This is a genomic window from Pseudomonas sp. CMR5c (genome assembly GCF_003850545.1).
Lineage (GTDB): Bacteria > Pseudomonadota > Gammaproteobacteria > Pseudomonadales > Pseudomonadaceae > Aquipseudomonas > Aquipseudomonas piscis.
In genome coordinates this window covers 4,542,375-4,563,788 of the sequence record NZ_CP027705.1, presented here as the reverse complement: position 1 = coordinate 4,563,788, position 21,414 = coordinate 4,542,375, and the positions used below count along the sequence as shown (strand labels likewise).

Annotated in this window: 26 protein-coding genes; 10 read left to right on the top strand and 16 right to left on the bottom strand. The window is 66.7% G+C overall.

The genetic code is table 11. The annotated features are described in order from the left end of the window. Window positions 1-89: 89 nt before the first annotated feature. From C4K40_RS21030 to C4K40_RS21010, 5 genes are all read right to left on the bottom strand, one after another. Window positions 90-302, bottom strand: a complete 213-nt coding sequence (locus tag C4K40_RS21030; protein ID WP_053137318.1) for a YXWGXW repeat-containing protein — start codon at window positions 300-302, stop codon at window positions 90-92. A 93-nt stretch (window positions 303-395) separates the two neighbouring features. After that, window positions 396-875, bottom strand: coding sequence for a periplasmic heavy metal sensor (locus C4K40_RS21025; RefSeq protein ID WP_022639797.1), 480 nt, complete (start codon window positions 873-875; stop codon window positions 396-398). Further along, window positions 872-1,309, bottom strand: coding sequence for a hypothetical protein (locus C4K40_RS21020; RefSeq protein WP_053137321.1), 438 nt, complete (start codon window positions 1,307-1,309; stop codon window positions 872-874). Before C4K40_RS21020 ends, C4K40_RS21025 begins: the two co-directional genes overlap by 4 nt. Continuing rightward, window positions 1,306-1,938, bottom strand: a complete 633-nt coding sequence (locus C4K40_RS21015; RefSeq protein ID WP_256224249.1) for an RNA polymerase sigma factor — start codon at window positions 1,936-1,938, stop codon at window positions 1,306-1,308. Before C4K40_RS21015 ends, C4K40_RS21020 begins: the two co-directional genes overlap by 4 nt. After that, on the bottom strand, window positions 1,935-2,234 hold the full coding sequence (locus tag C4K40_RS21010) for a YXWGXW repeat-containing protein (protein ID WP_053137324.1): 300 nt from the start codon (window positions 2,232-2,234) through the stop codon (window positions 1,935-1,937). Before C4K40_RS21010 ends, C4K40_RS21015 begins: the two co-directional genes overlap by 4 nt. Before the next feature lie 473 nt (window positions 2,235-2,707). Here C4K40_RS21010 and C4K40_RS21005 point away from each other — a divergent pair, with 473 nt between their 5' ends. Beyond that, window positions 2,708-3,517, top strand: coding sequence for a helix-turn-helix domain-containing protein (locus tag C4K40_RS21005; RefSeq protein ID WP_022639792.1), 810 nt, complete (start codon window positions 2,708-2,710; stop codon window positions 3,515-3,517). Window positions 3,518-3,760: 243 nt separating this feature from the next. Beyond that, complete coding sequence (locus C4K40_RS21000) at window positions 3,761-4,177, top strand: hypothetical protein (protein WP_053137327.1); 417 nt, start codon at window positions 3,761-3,763, stop codon at window positions 4,175-4,177. A gap of 9 nt (window positions 4,178-4,186) precedes the next feature. On the opposite strand, the gene C4K40_RS20995 is transcribed toward C4K40_RS21000, so the two are convergent. Continuing rightward, window positions 4,187-4,633 carry a hypothetical protein gene (locus C4K40_RS20995; RefSeq protein ID WP_022639790.1) on the bottom strand — a complete coding sequence of 149 codons (447 nt, stop codon included), beginning with the start codon at window positions 4,631-4,633 and terminating at the stop codon, window positions 4,187-4,189. 87 nt (window positions 4,634-4,720) lie between these two features. Beyond that, window positions 4,721-5,296: a helix-turn-helix domain-containing protein gene (locus C4K40_RS20990; protein ID WP_053137330.1), complete on the bottom strand. Its 576-nt coding sequence runs from the start codon at window positions 5,294-5,296 to the stop codon at window positions 4,721-4,723. A gap of 154 nt (window positions 5,297-5,450) precedes the next feature. Between C4K40_RS20990 and C4K40_RS20985 the strand changes: the two genes are divergently transcribed. From C4K40_RS20985 to C4K40_RS20970, 5 genes are all read left to right on the top strand, one after another. Further along, entirely contained in the window at window positions 5,451-6,356 is a 906-nt protein-coding gene (locus C4K40_RS20985) for a DMT family transporter (protein WP_053137333.1), read from the top strand. Next, entirely contained in the window at window positions 6,347-6,499 is a 153-nt protein-coding gene (locus C4K40_RS31635) for a hypothetical protein (RefSeq protein ID WP_022639787.1), read from the top strand. Before C4K40_RS20985 ends, C4K40_RS31635 begins: the two co-directional genes overlap by 10 nt. Before the next feature lie 80 nt (window positions 6,500-6,579). Continuing rightward, window positions 6,580-7,080 carry an RNA polymerase sigma factor gene (locus tag C4K40_RS20980; RefSeq protein WP_053137336.1) on the top strand — a complete coding sequence of 167 codons (501 nt, stop codon included), beginning with the start codon at window positions 6,580-6,582 and terminating at the stop codon, window positions 7,078-7,080. A 40-nt stretch (window positions 7,081-7,120) separates the two neighbouring features. Further along, a complete protein-coding gene (locus tag C4K40_RS20975; RefSeq protein WP_053137339.1) occupies window positions 7,121-8,104 on the top strand; it encodes a FecR family protein in 984 nt (327 codons plus the stop codon). 96 nt (window positions 8,105-8,200) lie between these two features. Continuing rightward, window positions 8,201-10,645, top strand: a complete 2,445-nt coding sequence (locus C4K40_RS20970) for a TonB-dependent receptor (protein ID WP_053137341.1) — start codon at window positions 8,201-8,203, stop codon at window positions 10,643-10,645. 173 nt (window positions 10,646-10,818) lie between these two features. Here C4K40_RS20970 and C4K40_RS20965 read toward each other — a convergent pair whose 3' ends face one another. Beyond that, window positions 10,819-11,970 (bottom strand): MFS transporter, encoded by a 1,152-nt coding sequence (locus C4K40_RS20965; RefSeq protein WP_053137343.1) that lies wholly within the window; start codon window positions 11,968-11,970, stop codon window positions 10,819-10,821. A gap of 533 nt (window positions 11,971-12,503) precedes the next feature. Here C4K40_RS20965 and C4K40_RS20960 point away from each other — a divergent pair. Then, window positions 12,504-12,971: an Lrp/AsnC family transcriptional regulator gene (locus C4K40_RS20960; protein ID WP_022639782.1), complete on the top strand. Its 468-nt coding sequence runs from the start codon at window positions 12,504-12,506 to the stop codon at window positions 12,969-12,971. 3 nt (window positions 12,972-12,974) lie between these two features. Here C4K40_RS20960 and C4K40_RS20955 read toward each other — a convergent pair whose 3' ends face one another. Further along, window positions 12,975-13,865 carry a LysR family transcriptional regulator gene (locus tag C4K40_RS20955; RefSeq protein WP_053137346.1) on the bottom strand — a complete coding sequence of 297 codons (891 nt, stop codon included), beginning with the start codon at window positions 13,863-13,865 and terminating at the stop codon, window positions 12,975-12,977. A 99-nt stretch (window positions 13,866-13,964) separates the two neighbouring features. On the opposite strand from C4K40_RS20955, the gene C4K40_RS20950 reads away from it, so the two are divergent. Together C4K40_RS20950 and C4K40_RS20945 are read left to right on the top strand one after the other, a co-directional pair. Next, window positions 13,965-14,963 carry a cyclase family protein gene (locus C4K40_RS20950; RefSeq protein WP_022639779.1) on the top strand — a complete coding sequence of 333 codons (999 nt, stop codon included), beginning with the start codon at window positions 13,965-13,967 and terminating at the stop codon, window positions 14,961-14,963. Window positions 14,964-15,031: 68 nt separating this feature from the next. Further along, window positions 15,032-16,027, top strand: coding sequence for a DeoR family transcriptional regulator (locus C4K40_RS20945; protein WP_053137349.1), 996 nt, complete (start codon window positions 15,032-15,034; stop codon window positions 16,025-16,027). Window positions 16,028-16,191: 164 nt separating this feature from the next. Here C4K40_RS20945 and codA read toward each other — a convergent pair whose 3' ends face one another. From codA to C4K40_RS20910, 7 genes are all read right to left on the bottom strand, one after another. Then, window positions 16,192-17,448 carry a cytosine deaminase gene (codA, locus tag C4K40_RS20940; protein ID WP_053137352.1) on the bottom strand — a complete coding sequence of 419 codons (1,257 nt, stop codon included), beginning with the start codon at window positions 17,446-17,448 and terminating at the stop codon, window positions 16,192-16,194. A 138-nt stretch (window positions 17,449-17,586) separates the two neighbouring features. After that, window positions 17,587-18,855 (bottom strand): cytosine permease, encoded by a 1,269-nt coding sequence (gene codB / locus C4K40_RS20935; RefSeq protein WP_053137355.1) that lies wholly within the window; start codon window positions 18,853-18,855, stop codon window positions 17,587-17,589. Window positions 18,856-19,049: 194 nt separating this feature from the next. Continuing rightward, window positions 19,050-19,247 carry a helix-turn-helix transcriptional regulator gene (locus C4K40_RS20930; protein ID WP_022639774.1) on the bottom strand — a complete coding sequence of 66 codons (198 nt, stop codon included), beginning with the start codon at window positions 19,245-19,247 and terminating at the stop codon, window positions 19,050-19,052. After that, window positions 19,244-19,618 carry a hypothetical protein gene (locus C4K40_RS20925; RefSeq protein WP_022639773.1) on the bottom strand — a complete coding sequence of 125 codons (375 nt, stop codon included), beginning with the start codon at window positions 19,616-19,618 and terminating at the stop codon, window positions 19,244-19,246. Before C4K40_RS20925 ends, C4K40_RS20930 begins: the two co-directional genes overlap by 4 nt. Before the next feature lie 82 nt (window positions 19,619-19,700). Continuing rightward, window positions 19,701-20,324, bottom strand: a complete 624-nt coding sequence (locus C4K40_RS20920) for an NUDIX hydrolase (RefSeq protein ID WP_022639772.1) — start codon at window positions 20,322-20,324, stop codon at window positions 19,701-19,703. A 60-nt stretch (window positions 20,325-20,384) separates the two neighbouring features. Then, on the bottom strand, window positions 20,385-20,888 hold the full coding sequence (locus C4K40_RS20915; RefSeq protein WP_022639771.1) for a nucleoside 2-deoxyribosyltransferase: 504 nt from the start codon (window positions 20,886-20,888) through the stop codon (window positions 20,385-20,387). A 17-nt stretch (window positions 20,889-20,905) separates the two neighbouring features. After that, window positions 20,906-21,370 (bottom strand): GNAT family N-acetyltransferase, encoded by a 465-nt coding sequence (locus C4K40_RS20910; RefSeq protein ID WP_022639770.1) that lies wholly within the window; start codon window positions 21,368-21,370, stop codon window positions 20,906-20,908. Between the last annotated feature and the right edge of the window lie 44 nt (window positions 21,371-21,414).

Below are 21,414 nucleotides of genomic sequence, written 5' to 3'. Positions count from 1 at the left end.
GGCCAAGGCCCGCGGGGCCTTCAGCGATCGACCAGGCCACCTTGTACTTGCGGTCGCTGCTGTCGCTAGCCCAAGCACTGTCCCATCGTTCAGTAGCGCCAATGGCCGGGTACCCAGACCCATTGGTCAGCGCGCCAGCGGTAATGCCCGGCGACCCAGTGGTAGCCCGGTGCTGGCGCCACCGGTACCACTTCGACGATCGGCGGGGGTGGCCGACGCGGGTGCGCCGGGGCAACGACACAACCGGCCAGGGTGGTGCCGAGCAGGGTGGCGATCAGAAGGCTTTGCAGGACGCGATACATGGTCAGGTTTCCTGAATATGAATAGCCGGCCCGCCACATTGATGGGCCGTTGCTGATTGAACGTGGGGCAGCAGGAATTCCGTCGCTGGTGGTTCAGTTGCCCAGTGCCGCGCGGTTTTTCCCAGGCCCCCGCAGGTGCATCGATTCCACCAGGTGCTGGCGTTCCTGGAGCGACAGGCTGCCGGCAAATTGCGCGAGGGCTTCGTCGACCCGAGCCCGCAAGGCCATGTCAGCGTCCCGCGACCTGCCCAGTTCGGCGTCCAGGGCGTTGCGGTCCAGCGGCTCGGCCTGCAGTTCGCGGACCACCGCCTGGCGTGCCTCGCGCCCGGCCAGCAACAGTGGCTGGCTGTCGTTGCGGGTTTGGCGCAACAGCTGGCGCAATTCTCGCCGGCGTTCCTGCGGCAGTTGCGCCATGGCCTGGCGCAGGCCGTGCTGGGGGACGGCCAGGGCCTGCACCGGCCGGGGCTGGCCCAACCACTGGTAGAGCCCGCCGGCCACACCGCCGATCAGGAATACGTTGAGCAGCAGCGACAGCACCAGGAAGGTTTTCCAGGGACGTGGGGACAGGTTCACTGCTCGGCCTCCTCGGTATTGATGCTCAGGACGAATTCCGCGTCGCTCTGGTCGAAGACGCTGGGCAGGGCTTCGCTGGAATGCGGCAGCGGCAGGCTCAGGGCCACGGCGAGCATGCCTGCGGCTATCCCGCTCAGGCCCACTCCGGCCCATCCCAGGGACGCCAGCCAGGTGTGATGACGCCCCCAGAACGAGGCGCGACGCTGGTAGGGCGCCGCGCTGGCGATGATGCGCCGGACCAGCTCCGGGCTCGGCTTGGGCACCGGATGGCGGTCCAGGCGGCGGTCGAGCCAGTCCGCCTGCTGCAGGGCCGCGATGGCCTGCGGATGGCCCGAGTCCAGTACTTCGCGGGCGGCCTCACGCTCGCCGGCGGGCCAGCGACCCAGGTCGGCTCCATAGGCGTCGGCCAGCTGCACAAAACGTTCGGGGGTCATGGTGTTCTCCTTCCTGAGAGGTCCGCGCCGGGGGGCTCGGCGAGGTGGCTGCGCAAATTGCGCCGGGCCCGCGACAGCAGGCTTTCCAGGGCCTCGACGCTGATGTGCATCAGCGCCGCGGCCTCGATGTTGGACAGCTCCTGGTAGTACTGCAGGACGATCGCCTCACGCTGGCGTTCCGGTAGCTGCTGCAGGGCCCAGGCCATGCGTCGGTCCTCGGCCTCGGCTTCCAGCTGGGCGAGGGGCAGTGGCGCGTCATCGGCGAGCTCGACGGCCTGTTCGGCATCGATGCTCAAGTGTTCTTTGCGCCGGCGCAGGCGGTCGTAGCACAGGTTCAGCGCGACCCGGTGCAGCCAGGTATCGAAGCGCGCTTGCTCGTTGCGCCAACTGGCCGCCTGTTTCCAGATCCGCAGGAAACTCTCCTGGGCGATGTCCCGGGCTTCGTCGGCATCTCCCAGCAGGCGGCCGGCCAGGGCCAGCAGGCGCGGCAGCTTGCGGGTGACCATTTCTTTCACGGCCTGGGCTTCGTTGTTGCCGATGCGGGCCAGCAGTTCCAGGTCCGGGTCGGTGTCGTTCAAATGGGCGGTTCTCGGTCCGGTGGCGGGGCAGTTCCTGTGACGACAGCTCAGCGGACCCAGTGGCCTTCGATCCAGTACCAGTTCGGCCCTCGGGCCTGCCAATGCCCGGGGACCCACTGGCCACGGCGCATCACCGGCTGCCAGTGGCCCGGCACCCAGGCGTAGCCACGCCCATGCCAGCGCCAATGGCCGCGATCCCAGGCGTAGCCAGGGCGGGCCCCGGGTGCTGCTTCGTAGCGCAGGGGGGGCGGGGCTTGCTGGATGATCACGGTCTGGGCGAACGAGGGACTGCTGGCCAGGGCGCTGAACGCCAGGGGGACCAGCAGCAGGAAACGGGCGAGCTTCATGATGACTCCTTCAGACCTGCGTTGGCTGATGAACGCAGCTGATGGGTTCAACGATAGATGGCGGCGCAATCCGTCGCGGCGCGATGAAATATTTTTTGGCGGATGGTTCAACCCGGATTCAGCCTGGCAACGGCGAGAAAGTTTCTCGCCAGGGCGACGGAAAGGCCGCGGCCGGGACGTTCAAGGCGTATCCGGGGCACATCCTCCGGCAATACCGAGCAACCCACGAGGAATCGATCATGTCGCGTCGTATCGCACTGCTGTTGGTCATGGCCACCCTGCTGTCCCTGGGCGGCTGCGTGGTGTACCCCGGGCACTATCATCATTGCTGCTACCGCTATGGCTACTACCGCTAGCCCCGCCTGGGGCCGCGCCGTGGTTGGCTAAGGACTGGCCCCCCGGCACAATGGCCGGCCTTGCCATGCAGCCCACAGGGGCGGCGGGCAACCGATGCAACCGTTGCAGGGAGCGAGATGCTCGAATTCGACCAGCAGGATGAACTTCAGGACCCGGACGCCATCCCGCGTCCGGTTTGCGCCTTGCGCATCTCGGCCCAGGAGGAGCGCTGGGAGCGACCCTGGCACAGCCACCGCAAGGCGCAGTTGTTGTTCCCCCTGGCCGGGGTGCTCAGTTGCGAAAGCGCCGAGGGCCTGTGGTTGGCGCCGCCGCAATGCGCCGTATGGATTCCCAGCGCGGTCGCGCACCGGGTCCAGGGGCTGGAGCATGCCCAGGGTTACTGCCTGTTCGTCGAGCCGGAACAGGCTCGGAGCCTGCCCGCTGCCTGCTGTACCTTGGCGGTCTCACCCTTGTTGCAGGAGCTGTTGCGCCGTTGTGCGCAGTTGCCGCAGCTCTACGACCTGGATGGCGCCCAGGGGCGATTGATGGCGGTGGCCCTGGACGAGCTGGCCGTTGCCCCACGGGAGCAGATCCACCTGCCCATGCCCCGGCATGGGCAACTGCGCCGCCTGGCCCAGCAGATTCTCGAACAGCCGCAGCAGCGCCTGAGCCTGGAGCAGTGGGGCGAGCTGATCGGTCTCAGCGAGCGCAGCCTGAGCCGCTTGATCCTGGCCGAAACCGGCCTGAGTTTCGGGCGCTGGCAGCGCCAGCTGCATATCCTGCTGGGGCTCAAGCAACTGGGGCGCGGCGATTCGGTGGAGCGGGTGGCGCTGACCCTGGGTTATGACAGCGCCAGTGCCTTCATCCGCATGTTCAAGAAGGCCGTGGGCCAGCCGCCCGGGCGTTTTTTCGCCGAGCGCCGCCAGGTCCTGGACAGCGACCTGTAATTTCGCTTCACACCTGTTCCTGTAGCCGCCGAGCCTGCGAGGCGGCGCCCGCCCGATTGGACACCCGGGATTTACCGGTGCTACGCGCCCGTGCGCAGCCTGCGGCAGCGGCTATACGACGCGGCGGCCTGGTGGTGATCTTTGGCTGGATTGATCAATAACTTGTCGATATTGACTGATGTGGACAGATTGCCTCTCGAAGATGATAAGCATTCTTGTTTGAAAGCCATCATGAGGTGTCCCATGTACTTCGATCACCAGCATTTTCCCCTGGTCTGGATGCGTCACGCCGCCCCTGGTCCGGGCCTTGAAACCGACCCCTTCCAGCAACTCGAGCAACTCATGGAGCGTGGCCATGCCTTCGTCTTGTTGAGCGAGGGCATGCCCGATCCGCAAGAGCGCGCCAGCGAGCAGAGCCTGGCCTTGCTCAAGCAGGGATCGTTGTGGATGAAGCGCCACAAGGCGGCGCTGCGGCGTTGGATCAAGGCGATGATCGTGGTCGCCCCGGAGCCCGAGGCCCAGGCCGGGGTCGAGGCCTTTGCCGGCAATTACGAGAAGTTCTGGGGGTATCCGCTGTTGCACAGCGCATCGCCATTGGCGGCGGCGCACCTGGCCCAGCGCCTGCTCACCCCGTCACGCAACAACCAGCACAACTGGTAGGGGCGGGCATCACTCGTGCTGGTGGCCGGGCCAGGTTTCTGTCGGGAAGTAGGCTTCCAGGCCCGGCTCCAGGTGCTCGATCCCGGCCTTGATCCAGTAGCAGGTCAGGCGCGAGTAGTTGTCCAGGTCGCCGCGCACCAGGCAGGTGGAACTGTGCCCCGGCCAGCTGAAGCGCAACACTTCGGCCTCGCCCATCACGGCCCGCTCCACCTTGCCGATGGCCGTGGTGGTCTGGCCATTGAGAGTCTTGATCAGGGTCAGGGCCTGGTTTTCGAAGCGGATCACCGCCGTGCCGGAATATGTCGGGCCGCCGTCGGGCTCCTTGCCGATGAACAGGTAATGCCCGGGCACCAGGCTGTAGTAGATATGCGGTTCGGGAGCCTGGGCGGCGTGGGCGGCCAGGCTGCCCAGCAGCACCCCGAGCAGGGTGGTGGCCAGGCGCGGTAGAAGTGGCATCGGGGCTCGATCCTGTAGGGAGAGGGGCATGATTCCAGACTCGACGGCACAGATAAATACCTGTGCCGTCCAAGCGCGTTGCGCTGATCAGGGATGTTCCATCACGACCAGGGCCAGGGTGTCCGGTTCCAGCGCTTCGAACAGATGCGGGGTACTGGCGCTGTACTTGATGTAGTCGCCGGGCTCAAGGCTCAGCGGCTGTTCCAGCGGCCCGGCCAGCGCTCGTCCGCGGCACAGCAAGACATGTTCCACCGTGCCCGGTGGATGGGCGCTGGACTGTCGAGGCCGGCCGGGCTGGGCGAGCACCCGGTACAGGTTGCGCTGCGCCCCGGGCGGGCAGTTGTCCAGCAGCGTGGCGGCATAGGGCGCATCTTCGGCGTGCACGGTCATGCCTTCTTGCGCGCGGATCACCTTCAGTTGCGGGGCGGGCTGCTCCAGGAACTTGGTGACTTGCAGGCCCATGGCCATGGCCAGGGCCCACAGCGTCTCGATGCCGGGATTGCCCACCCCGCCTTCCAGTTGCGACAGGGTGGACTTCGCCACCCCGGCGCGCTTGGCCAGTTCCGAGACCGACAACCCGGCGTTCAGGCGCTCGCGCTTGATGGCGTGGGCCAGCAGGCCGATGGGGGACAGTTCGTTCATTTCGTTCGTTTTATCGTTCATATCGTCTATTAAATCATCCTTGAAGTGCTTGACGGGCATAATTCGCTCTGTTCATTATGTCGATCTATTGTTCGTTTTAATGACTATTGCTCGCCGTGCCCTGGAGTTTCTCATACCGGGTCGCGCCCGGGCGCCTGCCAACAGGAAGCACAGGATGCAGACCAAGACTCGCGGAACCCTGGAAATGCTCGCGGCCATGGCCATCTCCGGCACCGTGGGCTGGCTGGTGGTGGGCTCGGGACAGGCGCCCTGGGTGGTGGTGTTCTGGCGCTGTGTGTTCGGGGCCCTGGCGATGCTGCTGGCTTGCGCCGGCCTGGGCCTGTTGCGAGGCTTGCGCTTGAGCGGGCGCCAGGTGGCGCTGATCGCCCTGGGTGGTTGCGCGCTGATGCTCAACTGGGTGTTGTTGTTCAGCGCCTACAGCCAGGCGTCGATCGCCGTGGCCACCGTGGTCTACAACACCCAGCCGTTCATGCTGGTGGGCCTTGGGGCATTGCTGTTCGGTGAGCGCCTGACGCCGGGCAAGCTCGGCTGGCTGGCCCTGGCCTTCGCCGGAATGCTGTTCATCGTCGGTGCCCGGCCTGCCTCGGGAATGGTCGGCGGCGACTACCTGCTTGGCATCCTCCTGGCCCTGGGCGCGGCCTTCTTCTATGCCATCGCCGCGGCTACCACCAAGCATCTGCGCGAAGTCCCGGCGCCGTTGATCGTGCTGCTGCAGATGCTGCTCGGCATGCTGCTCAGCGCGCCTTTCGCCTTGGGTTCGCTGCCAGCGCCCGCCGGCGAGGCCTGGTTCTACCTGGTGACCATCGGCGTGATCCACACTGGCTTGATGTCGACCTTGCTCTATGGCGCCATCCAGCGGCTGTCCACGGTGCTGGTGGGGGCCCTGTCGTTCATCTATCCGCTGGTGGCGGTGCTGGTGGACTGGCTGGTCTTCGGCCATCGCCTGGGTTGGCTGCAGGTCCTGGGTGGCGCGGCCATCCTGCTGGCCGCCGCCGGGCTCAATCTTGGCTGGTGCCTGCGCTTGCGCAGCGTCCGCGAAGGCCGGGCGACATGGGGCTGAGCCTGCGCCTGCTGGACTTTCCCTATGCCCAGGCGTGGCAGTTGCTGCACTGCCTGGCCCACCTGCAACCGTGCCTGGGGGATTGGCTGGTGGCCGGGCAAACCCACCTGTTCGTCGAACCGCCAAGGTTCTATAGCCGTTAGGAGGCGAGCGGTCGGCAAGTCCATTGCCGGCATTAATGCGAAGCATTACTATTCACGCCCCACCTTTCCAGCGCATCGCGATGACAGCCAAGCCGCCCCGCAGACCAGGCTTTTTCGAGCATTACGAAGAGTTGATCGGTACCTGGACCCGGCGCTTGCGCAATCGCCAGCAGGCCGAGGACCTGGCCCACGACACCTTCGTCCGGGTGCTGGAGTCCGACGCCGCCAGCGTGCAACAGCCGCGGGCCTACCTGCACCAGACCGCGCGCAATATCGCCGTGGATGCTTTTCGCCGTGAAGACCGGCGCGCCGGCCTGGAAGAACACCAGGCCCAGCTTGGCGTGTCGCCCAGCGGCGATCCTGAACATTTCATGCATGCGTTGCAGTTGGCCGCGTCCGTCGAGCGGGCGCTGGGCGAATTGCCGGTGAACTGCCGCAAGGTGTTCGTCTGGCAGAAGATCGAGGGCCTGACCCAGGCCGAGATCGCCGAGCGCCTGGGGCTGTCAAAAAACATGGTGGAAAAGTATATGATCCGCACCCTGCGGCACCTGCGCGAGCGCCTGGATGGGCCGCTGCCATGAGTCGCAAGGTTTCTTCACCCTCTGCCAAACAGGAATCCGCATGATGGACAGCCGCGCTTGTGCCTGTGGACAGGCCAAGGTTCGCGATGAGGCGGCGCAGTGGTTCGTGCGCCTGCAAGAGCCCGGGCTGAGCCAGGAGCAACAGGCGGATTTCCAGCACTGGCTGGCCGAACACCCGCAACACCACCATGAGTGGCAAGTGCTGCAGTCGTTGTGGGCCGCTGCCGAGCTGGTGCCGGCGGCACGTTTGCGGGCCCTGTGCGCCGAGCCTGCGGCTACCGGCGGGCGGCGCCCGTGGTTGCGTGTCGCCGCGGCCGCTGCGGTGCTGGCCGTGGCGGTGGCCCTGGGTACGTTCAGCGGCCTGGGCCCGACGACTTCCTATAGCGCCAGCTTCGCCACCGCCCTGGGCGAGCGGCGCCTGGTGGCCTTGCCCGACGGCTCGCAGGTCGAACTCAACAGCCGCAGCCGGCTTCAGGTCCGTTATGCCCAGGACCAGCGCCTGGTGGAGCTGGAGGAGGGCGAGGCCCTGTTCAGCGTCGAGCACGACAGCGCCCGACCCTTCGTGGTGAATGCCGGCCCGGGCAAGGTCACGGTGACCGGGACCCGTTTCGACGTGCGCCGCGACCCGCAACAGACCCGGGTCGTGGTGGCCCAGGGGCGGGTCAGGGTCCAGGGCCGACAGGCTGGCGCCGATGACTTCATCACCCTGACCCCGGGCCTTGGGACCCATGTCGACGCCCAGGGCCGGGTGGCCACGGCCTACGCGGTGAATCCCGAGAATTCGACGGCCTGGCGCCACGGCAAGCTGGTGTTCGACAACGCCCGGCTGGCCGATGTGCTGGCCGAGGTCGCGCGCTACCGCCAGCAGCCGTTGCACCTGGCCAGCCCGGCGCTGGGTGAGTTGCGCCTGACCAGCGTATTCAAGTCCGATGACACCGACGCTCTGCTAAAAGCCCTGCCGAGCATCCTGCCGGTGGCGGTACGCACCCGGGCCGACGGCAGCCAGGAAATTTTTTCCCGTTAGATTCAGGTTTTTTTTCAGTTCGTCGTCTTCTTGTCCAACGCAACTGGTTTGCATTAACAGACGCACCCTGGTGCGATCCACAGGACAGCCGCCGACGTGACAAAAATAACCGTTCTTCCTGCCGTATCACCGTTGCCCACCCGCCGCTGGCTGCCTCTGGCGCTGGCCCTGGCGGTGTCGGCCGCATTGCCCCAGGCCCAGGCCGCACAGGGCACCAATGCCATCCACATCCAGTCCCAGCCTTTGGGCCAGGCCCTGGGCCAGCTGGGTTTGCAGACTTCACTGCAACTGTTCTTCAGCCCCGAGCTGGTGGCCGGCAAGCAGGCCCCGGCGGTGGACGGCAACCTCTCCCCGGAGCAGGCCCTGGGCCAGTTGCTCCAGGGTAGTGGCCTGCAGTACCGGATCGACGGCAGCTCGGTGACCTTGAGCCCGGCCCCGGCTGCCGCCGCCGGTAGCCTGCAACTGGATTCCACCAGTATCAGCGTGGTGGGCGATTGGTTGGCCGATGCCGATGCCGAGAAAGTCCAGAACCATCCGGGAGCACGCACGGTGATCCGCCGCGAGGCCATGGTCGAGCAGGGCGCGATGAACGTCGGCGATGTGTTGCGCCGGGTACCGGGGGTGCAGGTGCAGGACGCCAACGGTACCGGCGGCAGCGATATCGCCCTGAACGTCGGCGTGCGCGGCCTGACCTCGCGCCTGTCGCCGCGCTCCACGGTGCTGATCGACGGTGTGCCGGCGGCCTTCGCGCCCTACGGCCAGCCGCAGTTGTCCATGGCACCGATTTCCTCGGGCAACCTGGACAGCATCGATGTGGTGCGCGGCGCCGGTTCGGTACGCTACGGACCGCAGAACGTCGGTGGGGTGATCAACTTCGTGACGCGGGCTATCCCGGAGCAGGCGACCGGGGAAATCGGCACGACCCTGGAAACCTCCCAGCGCGGCGGTTGGAAGCACATCGACACGGCGTTCCTGGGCGGTACCGCCGACAACGGCCTGGGGGTGGCGCTGCTGTATTCCGGGGTCAATGGCAACGGCTACCGCGAGCGCAACAATGGCAACGACATCGACGACGTGATCCTCAAGACCCACTGGGCACCCACGGACCAGGACGATTTCTCGCTGAACCTGCATTACTACGATGCCACCGCCGACATGCCCGGCGGTTTGACCCAGAAGCAGTACGACGCCCACCCCTACGACTCCGACCGGGACTGGGACAACTTCAGTGGCCGGCGCAAGGATGTGTCGTTCAAGTACCTGCGCCAGGTGGACGACCGTACCCAGTTCGAGGTGCTGACCTACTACTCCGACAGCTTCCGCGGCAGCAACATCGCCGCCCGCGACCAGAAGACCCTGGTGTCCTACCCGCGCACCTACTACACCTTCGGCATCGAGCCCCGGGTGTCCCATGTGTTCGACCTCGGGCCCACCACCCAGGAGGTCAGCCTGGGCTACCGCTACCTGAAGGAAGGCATGCATGAGCAGGCCAGTCGCGTGGCCCTGGTGAACAACCAGCCGGTGCTGACCAAGGATTCCGATGGCCACGTCTACCAGGATCGCACCGGCGGCACCGAGGCCCATGCCTACTACATCGACGACAAGATCGACGTCGGCAACTGGACCATCACCCCGGGGATCCGCTTCGAGGACATCAGCACCCGTTGGCATGACCGGCCGGTGCCGGGCACCGATGGCGTGCGGGTCCAGGAGAAGCGCCGCAGCATCGACAGCAACGAGGCGCTGCCGGCCCTGAGCGTGATGTACCACCTGTCCGACGCCTGGAAGCTGTTCGCCAACTACGAGACCTCCTTCGGCAGCCTGCAGTACTTCCAGCTGGGCCAGGGCGGCCAAGGCGACCAGACCGCCAACGGCCTGAGCCCGGAAAAGGCCAAGACCTACGAAATCGGCACGCGCTACAACGACGATGTCTGGGGTGGCGAGGTGACCCTGTTCTACATCGACTTCGACGATGAACTGCAATACATCAGCAACGACGTGGGCTGGACCAACCTTGGCGCCACCAAGCACCAGGGCCTGGAAACCTCCATGCACTACGATCTCGCTGCCCTGGACCCACGGCTGCAAGGGCTGACCGCCAGCGCCGGCTTCACCTATACCCGAGCCAGCTACGAAGGCGAGATCCCCGGCTTCAAGGGCCGCGACCTGCCGTTCTATTCGCGTCAGGTGGCCACCCTCGGGCTGCGCTACGACATCGACCACTGGACCTACAACATCGATGCCTTCGCCCAGTCCGGGCAGCGTTCGCCAGGCACCGGGGTGAAGAGCAACGGCAACTTCACCGGCAACTACATCACTGAGGGCAGCGCCGACGGCCAGTACGGCGACATGCCCGGTTATGTGCTGTGGAACATCCGTGGTGGCTATGACTTCGGCCCGCAGTTGTCGAACCTGAAGCTGGGCGCTGGGGTGAAGAACGTCTTCGACCGCCAGTACTACACCCGCTCCAGCGACAACAACTCGGGGATCTACGTGGGCGCGCCACGGACCTTCTTCGTCCAGGCCAGCGTCGGTTTCTGAGACGTGCCGCCCGGCTGGCTTCGTGTAGCCGCTGCCGCAGGCTGCGTACGGCTGCGCAGCAGACGCTGGTGTCGTCGGCGCGTCGGGCCTGGCACGGCCGGGTGCGAGGCCTGCGGATGCTGCGCCCCCGTGCGCAGCTTCGCAGGCTCAGCAGCGGCTACATGGCCGGGGGTTCAGACCTTGAGCACCTTGCTGCTGGCGGCCACTGCCAAGAGCGCCGCGGCGATCAGGCCGAAGGCCGCGCTCAGGCTGCTGCCATGGGCGATGAAGCCGATCACCGCCGGCCCGGCGAGGATGCCGGCGTAACCCAGGGTGGTGATGGCCGGGACGGCGATGGCCTCGGGCATGACCTTCTGCTTGCCCACCGCGGTGTACAGCACCGGCACTATGTTCGAGCACCCGGCGCCGACCAGGGCGTACCCCAGCAGCGCCGCTTCCCAGGCCGGGGCCAGAGTGGCCAGCAGCATGCCGGCCGCCGCGGTGGCACCACCGATGAGGATCACCCGACGGGCGCCCAGGCGATGGACGATGGCATCGCCAGTCAGGCGCCCGGCGGTCATGGTCAGGGCGAAGGCCGCATAACCCAGGCCGGCGTAGGCGGTGTCCAGGCCGCGCTCGGCGGTGAGGAACACCGCACTCCAGTCCAGCACCGCGCCTTCGGCCAGGAACACCACGAAGCACAGGCACCCGATGAACAGCACCACGCCGTGGGGCACGGCAAAGGCTGGTCCCGAGCTCTGGCTGCCGTAGGGCAGCATGTGCGGCGCGGACTTGGCCAGGGCCAGCAGCATCAGCACCACCGCCACCAGGGTCGCTCCCAGGGGCGACAGGCCCAGGCCCAGCAAGGCGCTGACGCCGGCGGCGCCGACGATCCCGCCGAGGCTGAACATGCCGTGGAACCCCGACATCATGGTCTTGCCGCTGGCTCGTTCGACGATCACCGCTTGCAGGTTGACCGTGGAGTCCACGGTGCCGAGCCCGGCGCCGAACATGAACAGGGCGAACATCAGCGACGGCGCCGACGCCAGGGTCGCCAGCAAGGGCAGGGCAATGCAGATCAGCAAGGTGCCGGCGGCCATCACCCGCCGGCAACCATGGCGCGCGGCCAGTGCGCCGGCGATGGGCATCGCCAGGATCGAGCCCACGCCCAGGCACAACAGCAACAGGCCCAGGGTGCCTTCGTCGAGTCCGGCCCGGCTCTTGGCGTAGGGCACCAGCGGAGCCCAGGCGGCGATGCCGAACCCGGCGATGAAATAAGCCACGCGGGTGGACATCTGTTCGAGGCGGCCGGGGGTGGCCTGGAAGTGGGTGTTGCTGGCAGTCATAAAAATCCTTGCTGGCCGGGCATCGTGCGGGGGGCCGCCGATCGTGCCGTTTCGCCGACCCTGTGCTGGTGGGGGCGGTGTCGGTGGCGTCTTCAATATTGATCAGGAGCATGGGCGAACGGACATCCAGGGCCGGCCATGGGGCGGTTGCCTGAACCGCCCACGGCGGCGGATTAGCCGGCCGCCTGCGGTCGAGCCGTTCGTTGCCGGCCGCCAGGTAGCGCAGGGCACCCCATGCGGCCGAGTCGGGGATTGTGACAAATCTGGCGAGCCAAGGTTGCAGAAATCACCAGGCCAGTCCTGCTCGCGATGAGCGTCGCGGTCGATCAGCCCAGGGGTGTGGAACAGGTGCCGTGCTGCCCGGGCAACCCTTCCTCCGGACGCAGAGCAGGAGCCGGCAAGTGCTTGAAGCTGCCACCGAACCAGCTCGCAGGGCCGGAATAAACTTGCGCAGGCCGGGCGTCGGTTACGCATAATCGCGCGCCGTCGCGCAATATCATTCCACCCATGCCTGCCGTACCCGGAGCCCCATCATGACCACCAGCCTCGACGCCTACGACCTCAAGCTGCTCGCCGAGCTGCAGCGCGATGCCAGCACCGCGCAGAGCGAGCTGGGGTTGCGGGTCAACCTGTCCACCGCAGCGGTCAACCGGCGCCTCAAGCGCCTGGCCGAGGAAGGGGTGATCGAACGCTATACGGCGGTGGTCGCCCCCGATGCCCTGGGCCATGAGCTGAGCATCATCGTCGAGGTGGAGGTGGAGAGTGAGCGGGTCGACCAGCTCGATGCGCTCAAGCGCAGCTTCCAGGCCTGTCCCCAGGTCCAGCAGTGCTACTACGTGGCCGGCGAGTGCGACTTCGTGCTGATCTTCTGCGTGCGCAGCATGGCCCAGTACAACCAGCTGACCCGCGAGCTGTTCTTCGACAACGCCAACGTCAAGCGCTTCAAGACCCTGGTGGCGATGAACCGGGTCAAGGTCGGGCTGGAAGTCCCCACCGCCTGAGACTCAGCCTTGCTGCAGGGCCTGGACCAGGAAGTCGACGAATACCCGCACCTTCTGCGACAGGTGCCTCTGGCTGGGATACAGGGCATAGATGTGCCTGCTGGGCAGGCTTTGTTCCGGCAACAGCCGCTGCAACTGGCCGCTGTCGAGCAGCGGTTGGGCGACGAAGCCGGGCAGGGCGCCGATGCCCAGGCCGGCCACCAGCATGTCGGCCAGCATCAGGCTGTTGTCCACCGCGAAGTGCACTGGCAGCTCCAGCCGGGTTTGCCCTTCGGGACCTTCCAGTTGCCAGCGCCCGGGGTGCTCGGCCAGGCGATAGGCCAGCCAGCGATGCCGGTGCAGGTCGGCGATGCCCACCGGCGCGCCCTGGGCCTGGAGGTAGGCCGGCGCGGCGCAGATCACCTGCTCGACCTGGCCCAGGTGGCGGGCGATCAGCGATGAGTCTTCCAGTTGGCGGCGGATCCGCAGCGACACGTCGAAACCCTCGCCCACCACATCCAGCACCTGATCGTTGAGGGTCAGGTCCACTTGCAGTTGCGGATAGCGCTGCATGAAGGCCACCAGGATCGGCGACAGCACCTTGAGCCCGAACGACAGCGGCGCGTTGACCCGCAGGCGCCCGCCGGGCTCGCTCGATCCGGCCTGGGTGGCGCGTTCCAGGGCGTCCAGTTCGTCCAGCAGGTGGCAGCACTCGGTGAAGTAGCTTTGCCCGGCTTCCGACAGGCTCATGCGCCGGGTGGTACGCAGAATCAACAAGCTGCCCAGGCGCTCTTCCAGCTGCCGGACCTGCTTGCTCACCGCGGCGGTGGACTGCCCGAGGTCGGCGGCGGCGAGGCTGAAACTGGCGCGTTCCACCACCCGGCGAAAGGTGCGCATGGCCATCAGTACATCCATATTGTTTCCCTTGAGTTGAATATCTATTCACCAATCGGCTGATTATCTCTGAATAGCCGCCCAATACCATGGCCACTTCTATTTCAAAGGAGTGTTGTCATGGGTATCCGCGCAATGTCGAAAATCCTTCCCGGGGTCCTCGCCCTGTCGCTCGTCAGCGCCGCTTGCAGCGCCGCCACCGCGCAGCAGCCAGACGTGGGCATCAGCCCCTGGGGGCCGAAGGACGAGATCGGCCGCCTGAACCTGATCACCCCCGAATCGCGAGCGGCGATCATGTCCCGGGTCAGCGGCGAGCAGGCCTACGACCTGGCGGTGGACTACTTCGTCGGCATGCCCAGCTGGCAGGCCGCCGGCGATCCGCCGTACCAGATGTGGATGACCCACACCCCCCACGGCAATGTGATCGCCGACCCGATGCAGGTCGGCGAGCCGATGAACCAGCACGTCAGCTACAGTGGTTCGGCGGTGTCGATGTACGCCCACATGGGCACCCATATCGACGCCCTCAACCACTTCGGGCTCAACGGCAAGATCTGGAACGGCTTTCGCGCCGACCAACACCTGGGCGACCGGGGCTGGAACGTCACCGGGGCCGAGAAGCTGCCACCGATCATTGCCCGCGGGGTGATGATCGATGTGGCCGCGGCCAAGGGCCTGGACCAGTTGGCCGACAGCTACCGGGTGACCCGCGCCGATCTGAAGCAGGCCCTGGCCAAGCAGAAGGTGGCCCTGGAGAAGGGCGATGTGGTGTTGATCCGCACCGGGCGCATGCGTGACTACGAGAACGCCCAGGTGTACATGGCCAACCCGCCGGGCCTGAGCCTGGATGCCGCCAAGTTCCTGGTGGAAGAGGGCGGTGCCATGGTGGTGGGGGCCGACAACCTGAGCTTCGAGACCTTCCCGTCCGAGGTCGAGGGCAACTACCTGCCACTGCACACCTATCTGCTGGCGATGCAGGGCGCGCCGATCATGGAGTTGGTGAATCTCGAGGGCTTGGCCCGGGACAAGGTCTACCAGTTCGCCTTCATCGGTGCCTCGCTCAAGCTGCGGGGTGCCGATGCGGCGCCGATCCGGCCGATGGCCCTGCCGATTCGCTGATCGATCCTCTGGTACAGCCGCGGCATTGGTCGTAATGTCAGCGGCTGGTTTTTTTCGGAGATGGGGCGATGGCGGCGTTCTACGATGCACGGGGCAATATCTATGGCGTGGTCTCGCCGGCGGCGTTGCGGCGCCTGGGGGTGGCCCTGCCGGGCACTGCGGCCCAGGCGGCGCGGGATCGACGGCTATGGGCCGAGCAGGCCATCGCCGCCTTGTGCGACTGGGCGCCGGGCAGCCGCCCGGCCGGAGCCAAGGCCCACCGCAGCGATGGCCTGCTGGTGGGGCCGTTCCAGGAGGCGGCGCCGTTCGACCTGCTGATAGTCAACACCGACGGCACCCTGGCCGAGCGCAGCGGCAACGGCCTGACGATCTTCTCCCAGGCCCTCACCGAGCAAGGGTTGCTGCCGGACCCGGGGCAGACTGTGTTGCAGGTCCATCACGACCAGGGCGCCGGCCTCTCGCCAGTGACCACGGTCGTGGAGCCAGCCCAGGTGGCGGGTGTGCAGGGCTTCTGGCTGGATCTCGGGCAACCGGCGTTCGGTCCCGAGGCGGTGGCGGCCCTGGGCGTCGAGGCAGTGACGTTCAATGGACGCCAACTGAGCCAGGTCAGCCCGCTGCAGGCCTTGAACCCGCAATGGGAATACAGCCAGTTCGTGCGGGTCGGCAATCCCCATTGCGTGACCCTGGTGGATGAGGCCGGCGCCTTGCCGGACAACCGGCAGATGCTTGAGTCGCCCTTGGCCGAGGGCCTGACCGCCACGGCCTTCGCCTTGCCGGTGGGCAGTGGCGAGCCGTGCCCGGCCGGGGTCAACCTGCAATGGGCGGCGCGTGAATCGGGGCAACGCATCGTGGCCCGGGTGTTCGAGCGGGGCGAGGGGCCGACGGCGTCCTCCGGCACCAGTGCCAGTGCCGTGGCCTGCGCCGCCTGGCGGGTGGGTTGGGTCAAGGCCGGCGAGGTCCAGGTGGTGATGCCGGGCGGCACCGCGCCGTTGCGCCTGGAAGAGCGCGACGGAGTCCTGCATCGCGTGAGCCTGTTCGGCACCGCTCAGCGCATGCCCCTGTAGCCGTTAGCTACCGAGCTGCCGAGGTTGTGCCCGGGCGCGCAGCGGTCGTGAAGACGGGCGACGCGGTGCATCAGGCAGGCCATGGATGCCGGCCTTGCGGCTCGTGCGCAGCCTGCGGCAGCGGCTACATGGCGAGGCTGTGGCCGTGACACCAGGTGCTGGAGTTACAGCGGGGTGTCCTGCAACTGCACCTGGGCCATCTGGCGTTGCATCAGCACCTTGCCGTGGCGGATCGAATACAGCGGCAGGCCCTGGCTGCGGAGCATTTCGTAGTCGCTGTCGGCGGACAGGATCAGCAGGTTCGCCGGGCGTCCCTCCTCCAGGCCGTAGCCATCGCCCAGGGCCAGGGCCTTGGCGCTGTTGTCGGTGACCAGGTCCAGGGCGCCTTGCAGGTTGCTGTAGCCGAGCATGTGGCAGATGTGCAAACCGGCTTCCAGCACCCGCAGGATGTTGCCGTTGCCCAGGGGATACCAGGGGTCGACGATGGAATCCTGGCCGAAGCAGACGTTCATGCCCGCATCCAGCAGCTCCTTGACTCGGGTGACCCCGCGGCGCTTGGGAAAGGTATCGAAGCGGCCCTGCAGGTGGATGCTTTCGGTCGGGCAGGAGACGAAGCTGATCCCGGAGTGCCCCAGCAGGCGGAACAGCTTGGCGCAGTACGCGTTGTCGTAGGAGCCCATGGCCGTGGTGTGGCTGGCGGTGACCCGCGAGCCCATGTCGCGGCTGCGAGCTTCCTCGGCCAGCACCTCGAGAAAGCGCGAGTGCGGGTCATCGGTCTCGTCGCAATGCACGTCCACCAGGCAGCCGGTGCGTTCGGCCAGGTCCATGAGGAACTTCACCGAGCTCACGCCCTGGTCGCGGGTGTATTCGAAATGCGGGATGCCGCCCACCACGTCGGCCCCCAGGGCAATGGCTTGCTCCATCAGTTGGCGGCCATTGCGAAACGACTCGATCCCTTCTTGGGGGAAAGCGACGATCTGCAAGTCCACCAGGTGCCGGGCCTGTTCGCGCACCTCGAGCATGGCCTTGAGCGCGGTCAGGTCGGGGTCGGTGACATCGACATGGGTACGCACCTGCTGGATGCCATGGGCGGCCAGGGCGCGCAGGGTCTTGTGGGCGCGAGTACGGGTGTCTTCGGCGGTGATACTGGCCTTGCGCTCACCCCAGCACTCGATGCCCTCGAACAGCGTGCCGCTCATGTTCCAGCGTGGCTCGCCGGCGGTGAGGGTGGCGTCCAGGTGGATATGTGGCTCGACGAAAGGCGGTACCACCAGGTTGCCGCCGGCATCCAGGTGCTCCGGGCCGTGGGCCGGCACCGGGGGCTGCTGTTCCTGGGGCAGGATGCGGGCGATGCGCCCGTGTTCCAGGTGCAGTTGGTGCAGGCCTTCACGGTGGCGCAGGCGGGCGTTGGTGATCAGCATCGGGGTGGTTCCTCGGGGCGGTCGGAAAGGTTGCCGCCGGATCCGGGCCCTGGCCCTGGTCCGGCGGTCATGTTCTGGATGGGGCCATGATAGACCTGCGGCGCAGCGGATAGACAACAGCGCTGGGTGGCTGTCGGGTCAAGCCGTGTCGGCGGCGATCGGCGCGCGCCCGCCCAGGAGCGTCCTGAACAGGATGTAGCCCAGGCTGGCGACACCGATGCCCACCAGCGGCGCGACCCACGGCGAGCAGAACGCGGCCAGGGTGCCGAGGCCGTAGGCGCCCAGGCCCGGCCAGTTCCAGGCCGGCAGCTGGCTCTGGGCCAGGCGCGGGTAGCGACCGCGCCAGCGATAGAAGAAGTCGGCCATGATCACTCCGCCAATCGGCGGGATCACCGTGCCCAGCAGGATCAGGTAGGGCACCAGCAGGTCGTACATGCCGAGCATCGCCAGCAGGGTGCCGATCACTGCGCCCACCAGGGTCACGCTCTTGCGCCGGTCGGTGCGCAGCAGGTTGCAGCCGGCCACGGCGAAGTTGTAGATGGTGTTGTCCTGGGTGCTCCAGATATTCAGCAGGAGCATGGCCATGGCGGCCATGGCGAATCCTTGCAGCAGCAGGACTTCGACCACGTCCGGCTGTTGGTAGACGATGGCGCCGTAGGCGCCGATCAGCACCATCAGGCCGTTGCCGATGAAGAAGCCGATCAGGCTGGCTGCTATCGCTACCCGTGCCGAACGGGAAAAACGGCTCCAGTTGGTGGCCTGGGTCGCGCCGCTGACGAAGGTGCCGAACACCAGGGTGATGGCGGTGGACAGGTCCAGCGCGCCGCTGGGTTGCCGTGCCAGCAGGCCGTCGAGCCCGCCGACCTGCTCGGTGGCGGTCCACATCGAGAGCACCAGCAGCAGGCCCATGGCCGGGACCGCGATCCAGGACAAAAGCTCCAGTCCGCGATAACCGATGTAGGCGGTGGCGCAAAAGCCCATGCCGAACAGCAGCATCAACCCCAGCACCGCGCCCTGGTCGAGCTGGAAGTACTTGCCCAGTACCACGGCGGCGGTGGCGGTGCCCCAGGCATACCAGCCGATCTGGGTGAAGCCCAGGATCAGGTCGCTGAGCTTGCTGCCTCGCTCGCCGAAGCAGAAGCGCCCCATCAAGGCCGAGTTGAGTCCGCTGCTGAAGGCGATGTAGCCCAGGATCGCGGCGTACAGCCCCAGCAGCAGGTTGCCGAGGACGATCACCGCCAAGAGGGTGGGGAAGTCGTAGGCCACGCCCAGCTTGCCGCCGGCGAACATGGTCGCGGTGAAGAAGGTGAAGCCCAGCAGCACCATGGCCATCGAGGCCAGGCCCTTGCGGGCATGCTGCGGGACTTCGCTCAAGGGGTAGTCGTTGCCGGGTGCGTGCTGGGTCATGGCCTGTCCCTGGTTTGATTGGCGCGACGTGGTGTTGCAGGTGCCGTGCCATTCTCGACGGCCATGGCTGGACGCCGCCGCTGGAGCCGGGGCGCTCCAGCAGTTATAGCCAATCCCCGGGTAAAGACGTTGAAGCACGCTGGGGTAAAACGGTGCGCAGCCTGGCGCAACGGGCCAGGGCGCACCGATAGAGGTCAGTCCGGGTCCGGGCTGAAAATATCTTCGATGGGCATCTGGAAAGCCCGCGCGATCTTGAAGGCCAGGGGCAGGCTGGGGTCGTAGCGGCCGGTCTCGATGGCGTTCACCGTCTGGCGCGACACCTCGAGCCGGGTGGCCAGCTCGGCCTGGGACCAGCCTTGCCGGGTGCGCAGTTCGCGTACCTGGTTGTTCATTGGTAGCGCCGCATGCCGACCACCGTGGCCAGGGCCCAGATCAGGCCCATCAGCGGCCACACGTAGAACATCGACAACCTGGGCAGGCCGACGGTCTCCAGGAAGCCGTAGCTGAAGGTGATCAGCGCGGTGCAGACGAAGGACAAGGCCAGGGCCTCGAGCTGGACGCGCCGGACCATTTCGTCCAGGCGCCGCAACTGCCGGACCACCGCCAGGGCCATGGCGATCATCGGCACTACCGGTACCAGGGCCAGGGCGATCTTGCCCGGGCCCGATGCCATGCCTTCCAGCCAATGGCTGCTGAGCACCACGCAGGCGATATAGGCCAACAGGGTCAAGGTGAATTCCACGAGGTAACGCTTGGCGCCCATGGGCGATCTCCTGATGTAAAGTGAGCTTTACATTAGGTGGAGCGACATGCCGGTGTCAAGCTCACTTTACATCGGCTGGTGCTCAGTCGAATTGCACCCGCGCGGTCCTGCCCTGGTGGAAGTCGAACGCTTCGTGGATGTCCCGCTCCACGGTGCGCCCCTGGGATAGCGGCGGCAGTTGGTCCAGGGCAAAGAAGCCGGCCTCGCTGGCCTCGCTACCGGCCACCGGCGCCCGGCGCTGTTGCCGGTCGCAGAGGAAATACAGCTTGTAGAAATCGCGATGGTCGGCCTTGTAGGGGCCCTTGGCCTTGTGCCGGATGCTGTACAGGCCGCGTACGGCCACCTCGATCCCGGCCTCTTCGTGGATTTCCTTGATCACGTTCTCGCTGGCCGACAGGCCGACGTCGGCAAAGCCGCCGGGCAAGGCCCAGAGACCGTCGGTCATCTCCCGTACCAGGAGGATCTTGTGGTCCTCGATCAGTGCGCCGCGCACTTCCACCATGGGCGTCGAATAGCGCTGGGCGAAGTCCGATACCAGTTCGGTGATGCGTTCCAACGGTACGTTGCCCAGCTGCGCGAGCATCTGGTGGGCGATATCGGCGACTTCCCGGTAGCGCTCGCGATCGTGGGCATCCTTGCAGAAATGCAGGCCGGTGGAGGCGATGGCCTGCAGGCGTTTGGCGTGGGTCAGCCAACTGCTTTCCATGGGAGGGCTCCTGCGACTTCAAGGCGAAGAGAGTTGTTTTAGACCGTCATGGCCCAGGGATCAAGCCGGGGTTGTACGCGCCAGCCATTGCCCGAGTTCGCTGATCGCGGACTGCACCGTGGTGCTCAGGCCGCTCCAGCTGCAGGCCAGCATCAGGTTGCGCGGCAGCTCGAAGTCCTCCACCAGCAGGCCCTGGGCATCCCGGCCGCAGGCGTCGTGGGGCACTTGCTGGCGCAGGGTGGCGGGACCGCTGAAGTAGGCCCACACCGGCTTGCCCAGGGCGATGGCCGCGCCGACTTCGAAGGCGGTGCCGGAGTCGGGCTCCAGGCCGCGAAAATCGTTGAGGTTGGCCAGCAGCGCCGTGCAGTCGCGGATCATCTGCAGGTTCTGCCGGCAGATCCATTGCGCGGTGGCCGCCGGCGACAGCTCTGGCGGTGCCTGGTGGTCCAGGGGAAACAGCCCGTGCAGGCCCTGGGCCTGGCACAGCCGCTTGAGGTACTCGCCATGGTCCTGCGCATCGGCGCGGAACACATCGAAGCCTGCGAGGTAGATACGTGGCGGCATGGGAACTCCTGTGCGGTTCAGTCCAGCGGTTTGCTCATGTACACCCGGTGCAGCCCGTTCTCCACCGCGCGGTGGGTTTCCACGTAGCCATGGCGGCCGTACAGGGCGATGTTCTCGGTCATCGCCTGGTTGGTGTAGAGGCGCACGCAACTGTGACCGGCGGCCAGGGCCTGGCGTTCGGCAAAGGCCAGCAGATGGCGGCCATGACCACGGCCCTGGGCCTCGGGGCTGACCGCCAGGTTGTCCAGCAGCAGGGCTTCCTGGGCATCGAGCAGGACGACGAAGCCGGCGATCGCATCTTGCTCCTCCAGGACCCAGACCTGCCGGGCCAGTACCAGGCAGGAATAGTCCTCGAGCATGGGCGCCGGTTCCCGGCCGAGCCGCGCGATATAGGGCGCATAGGCGTTCTTGGCGATGCGTTCGATGGCGGCCAGGTCAGGTGGCGCGGCGGGGCGGATGGTCGGTGGTGGGGTCGAGGGCATGGCGCGAATGCTCGGGAGGCGGGAGTGGGGCAAGCATAGGCATG

Coding starts and splice junctions, on each gene's coding strand:
- C4K40_RS20980 (WP_053137336.1), top strand. CDS start 6,580: ATGACAGCCAAGCCGCCCCGCAGACCAGGCTTTTTCGAGCATTACGAA.
- codA (WP_053137352.1), bottom strand. CDS start 17,448: ATGCTGATCACCAACGCCCGCCTGCGCCACCGTGAAGGCCTGCACCAA.
- C4K40_RS20975 (WP_053137339.1), top strand. CDS start 7,121: ATGATGGACAGCCGCGCTTGTGCCTGTGGACAGGCCAAGGTTCGCGAT.
- C4K40_RS20960 (WP_022639782.1), top strand. CDS start 12,504: ATGACCACCAGCCTCGACGCCTACGACCTCAAGCTGCTCGCCGAGCTG.
- C4K40_RS20990 (WP_053137330.1), bottom strand. CDS start 5,296: ATGAACGATAAAACGAACGAAATGAACGAACTGTCCCCCATCGGCCTG.
- C4K40_RS20945 (WP_053137349.1), top strand. CDS start 15,032: ATGGCGGCGTTCTACGATGCACGGGGCAATATCTATGGCGTGGTCTCG.
- C4K40_RS20985 (WP_053137333.1), top strand. CDS start 5,451: ATGCAGACCAAGACTCGCGGAACCCTGGAAATGCTCGCGGCCATGGCC.
- C4K40_RS21030 (WP_053137318.1), bottom strand. CDS start 302: ATGTATCGCGTCCTGCAAAGCCTTCTGATCGCCACCCTGCTCGGCACC.
- C4K40_RS20920 (WP_022639772.1), bottom strand. CDS start 20,324: ATGGAAAGCAGTTGGCTGACCCACGCCAAACGCCTGCAGGCCATCGCC.
- C4K40_RS21010 (WP_053137324.1), bottom strand. CDS start 2,234: ATGAAGCTCGCCCGTTTCCTGCTGCTGGTCCCCCTGGCGTTCAGCGCC.
- C4K40_RS21005 (WP_022639792.1), top strand. CDS start 2,708: ATGCTCGAATTCGACCAGCAGGATGAACTTCAGGACCCGGACGCCATC.
- C4K40_RS20930 (WP_022639774.1), bottom strand. CDS start 19,247: ATGAACAACCAGGTACGCGAACTGCGCACCCGGCAAGGCTGGTCCCAG.
- C4K40_RS20950 (WP_022639779.1), top strand. CDS start 13,965: ATGGGTATCCGCGCAATGTCGAAAATCCTTCCCGGGGTCCTCGCCCTG.
- C4K40_RS31635 (WP_022639787.1), top strand. CDS start 6,347: ATGGGGCTGAGCCTGCGCCTGCTGGACTTTCCCTATGCCCAGGCGTGG.
- C4K40_RS20910 (WP_022639770.1), bottom strand. CDS start 21,370: ATGCCCTCGACCCCACCACCGACCATCCGCCCCGCCGCGCCACCTGAC.
- C4K40_RS20995 (WP_022639790.1), bottom strand. CDS start 4,633: ATGCCACTTCTACCGCGCCTGGCCACCACCCTGCTCGGGGTGCTGCTG.
- codB (WP_053137355.1), bottom strand. CDS start 18,855: ATGACCCAGCACGCACCCGGCAACGACTACCCCTTGAGCGAAGTCCCG.
- C4K40_RS20965 (WP_053137343.1), bottom strand. CDS start 11,970: ATGACTGCCAGCAACACCCACTTCCAGGCCACCCCCGGCCGCCTCGAA.
- C4K40_RS21020 (WP_053137321.1), bottom strand. CDS start 1,309: ATGACCCCCGAACGTTTTGTGCAGCTGGCCGACGCCTATGGAGCCGAC.
- C4K40_RS20925 (WP_022639773.1), bottom strand. CDS start 19,618: ATGGGCGCCAAGCGTTACCTCGTGGAATTCACCTTGACCCTGTTGGCC.
- C4K40_RS20955 (WP_053137346.1), bottom strand. CDS start 13,865: ATGGATGTACTGATGGCCATGCGCACCTTTCGCCGGGTGGTGGAACGC.
- C4K40_RS21000 (WP_053137327.1), top strand. CDS start 3,761: ATGTACTTCGATCACCAGCATTTTCCCCTGGTCTGGATGCGTCACGCC.
- C4K40_RS20915 (WP_022639771.1), bottom strand. CDS start 20,888: ATGCCGCCACGTATCTACCTCGCAGGCTTCGATGTGTTCCGCGCCGAT.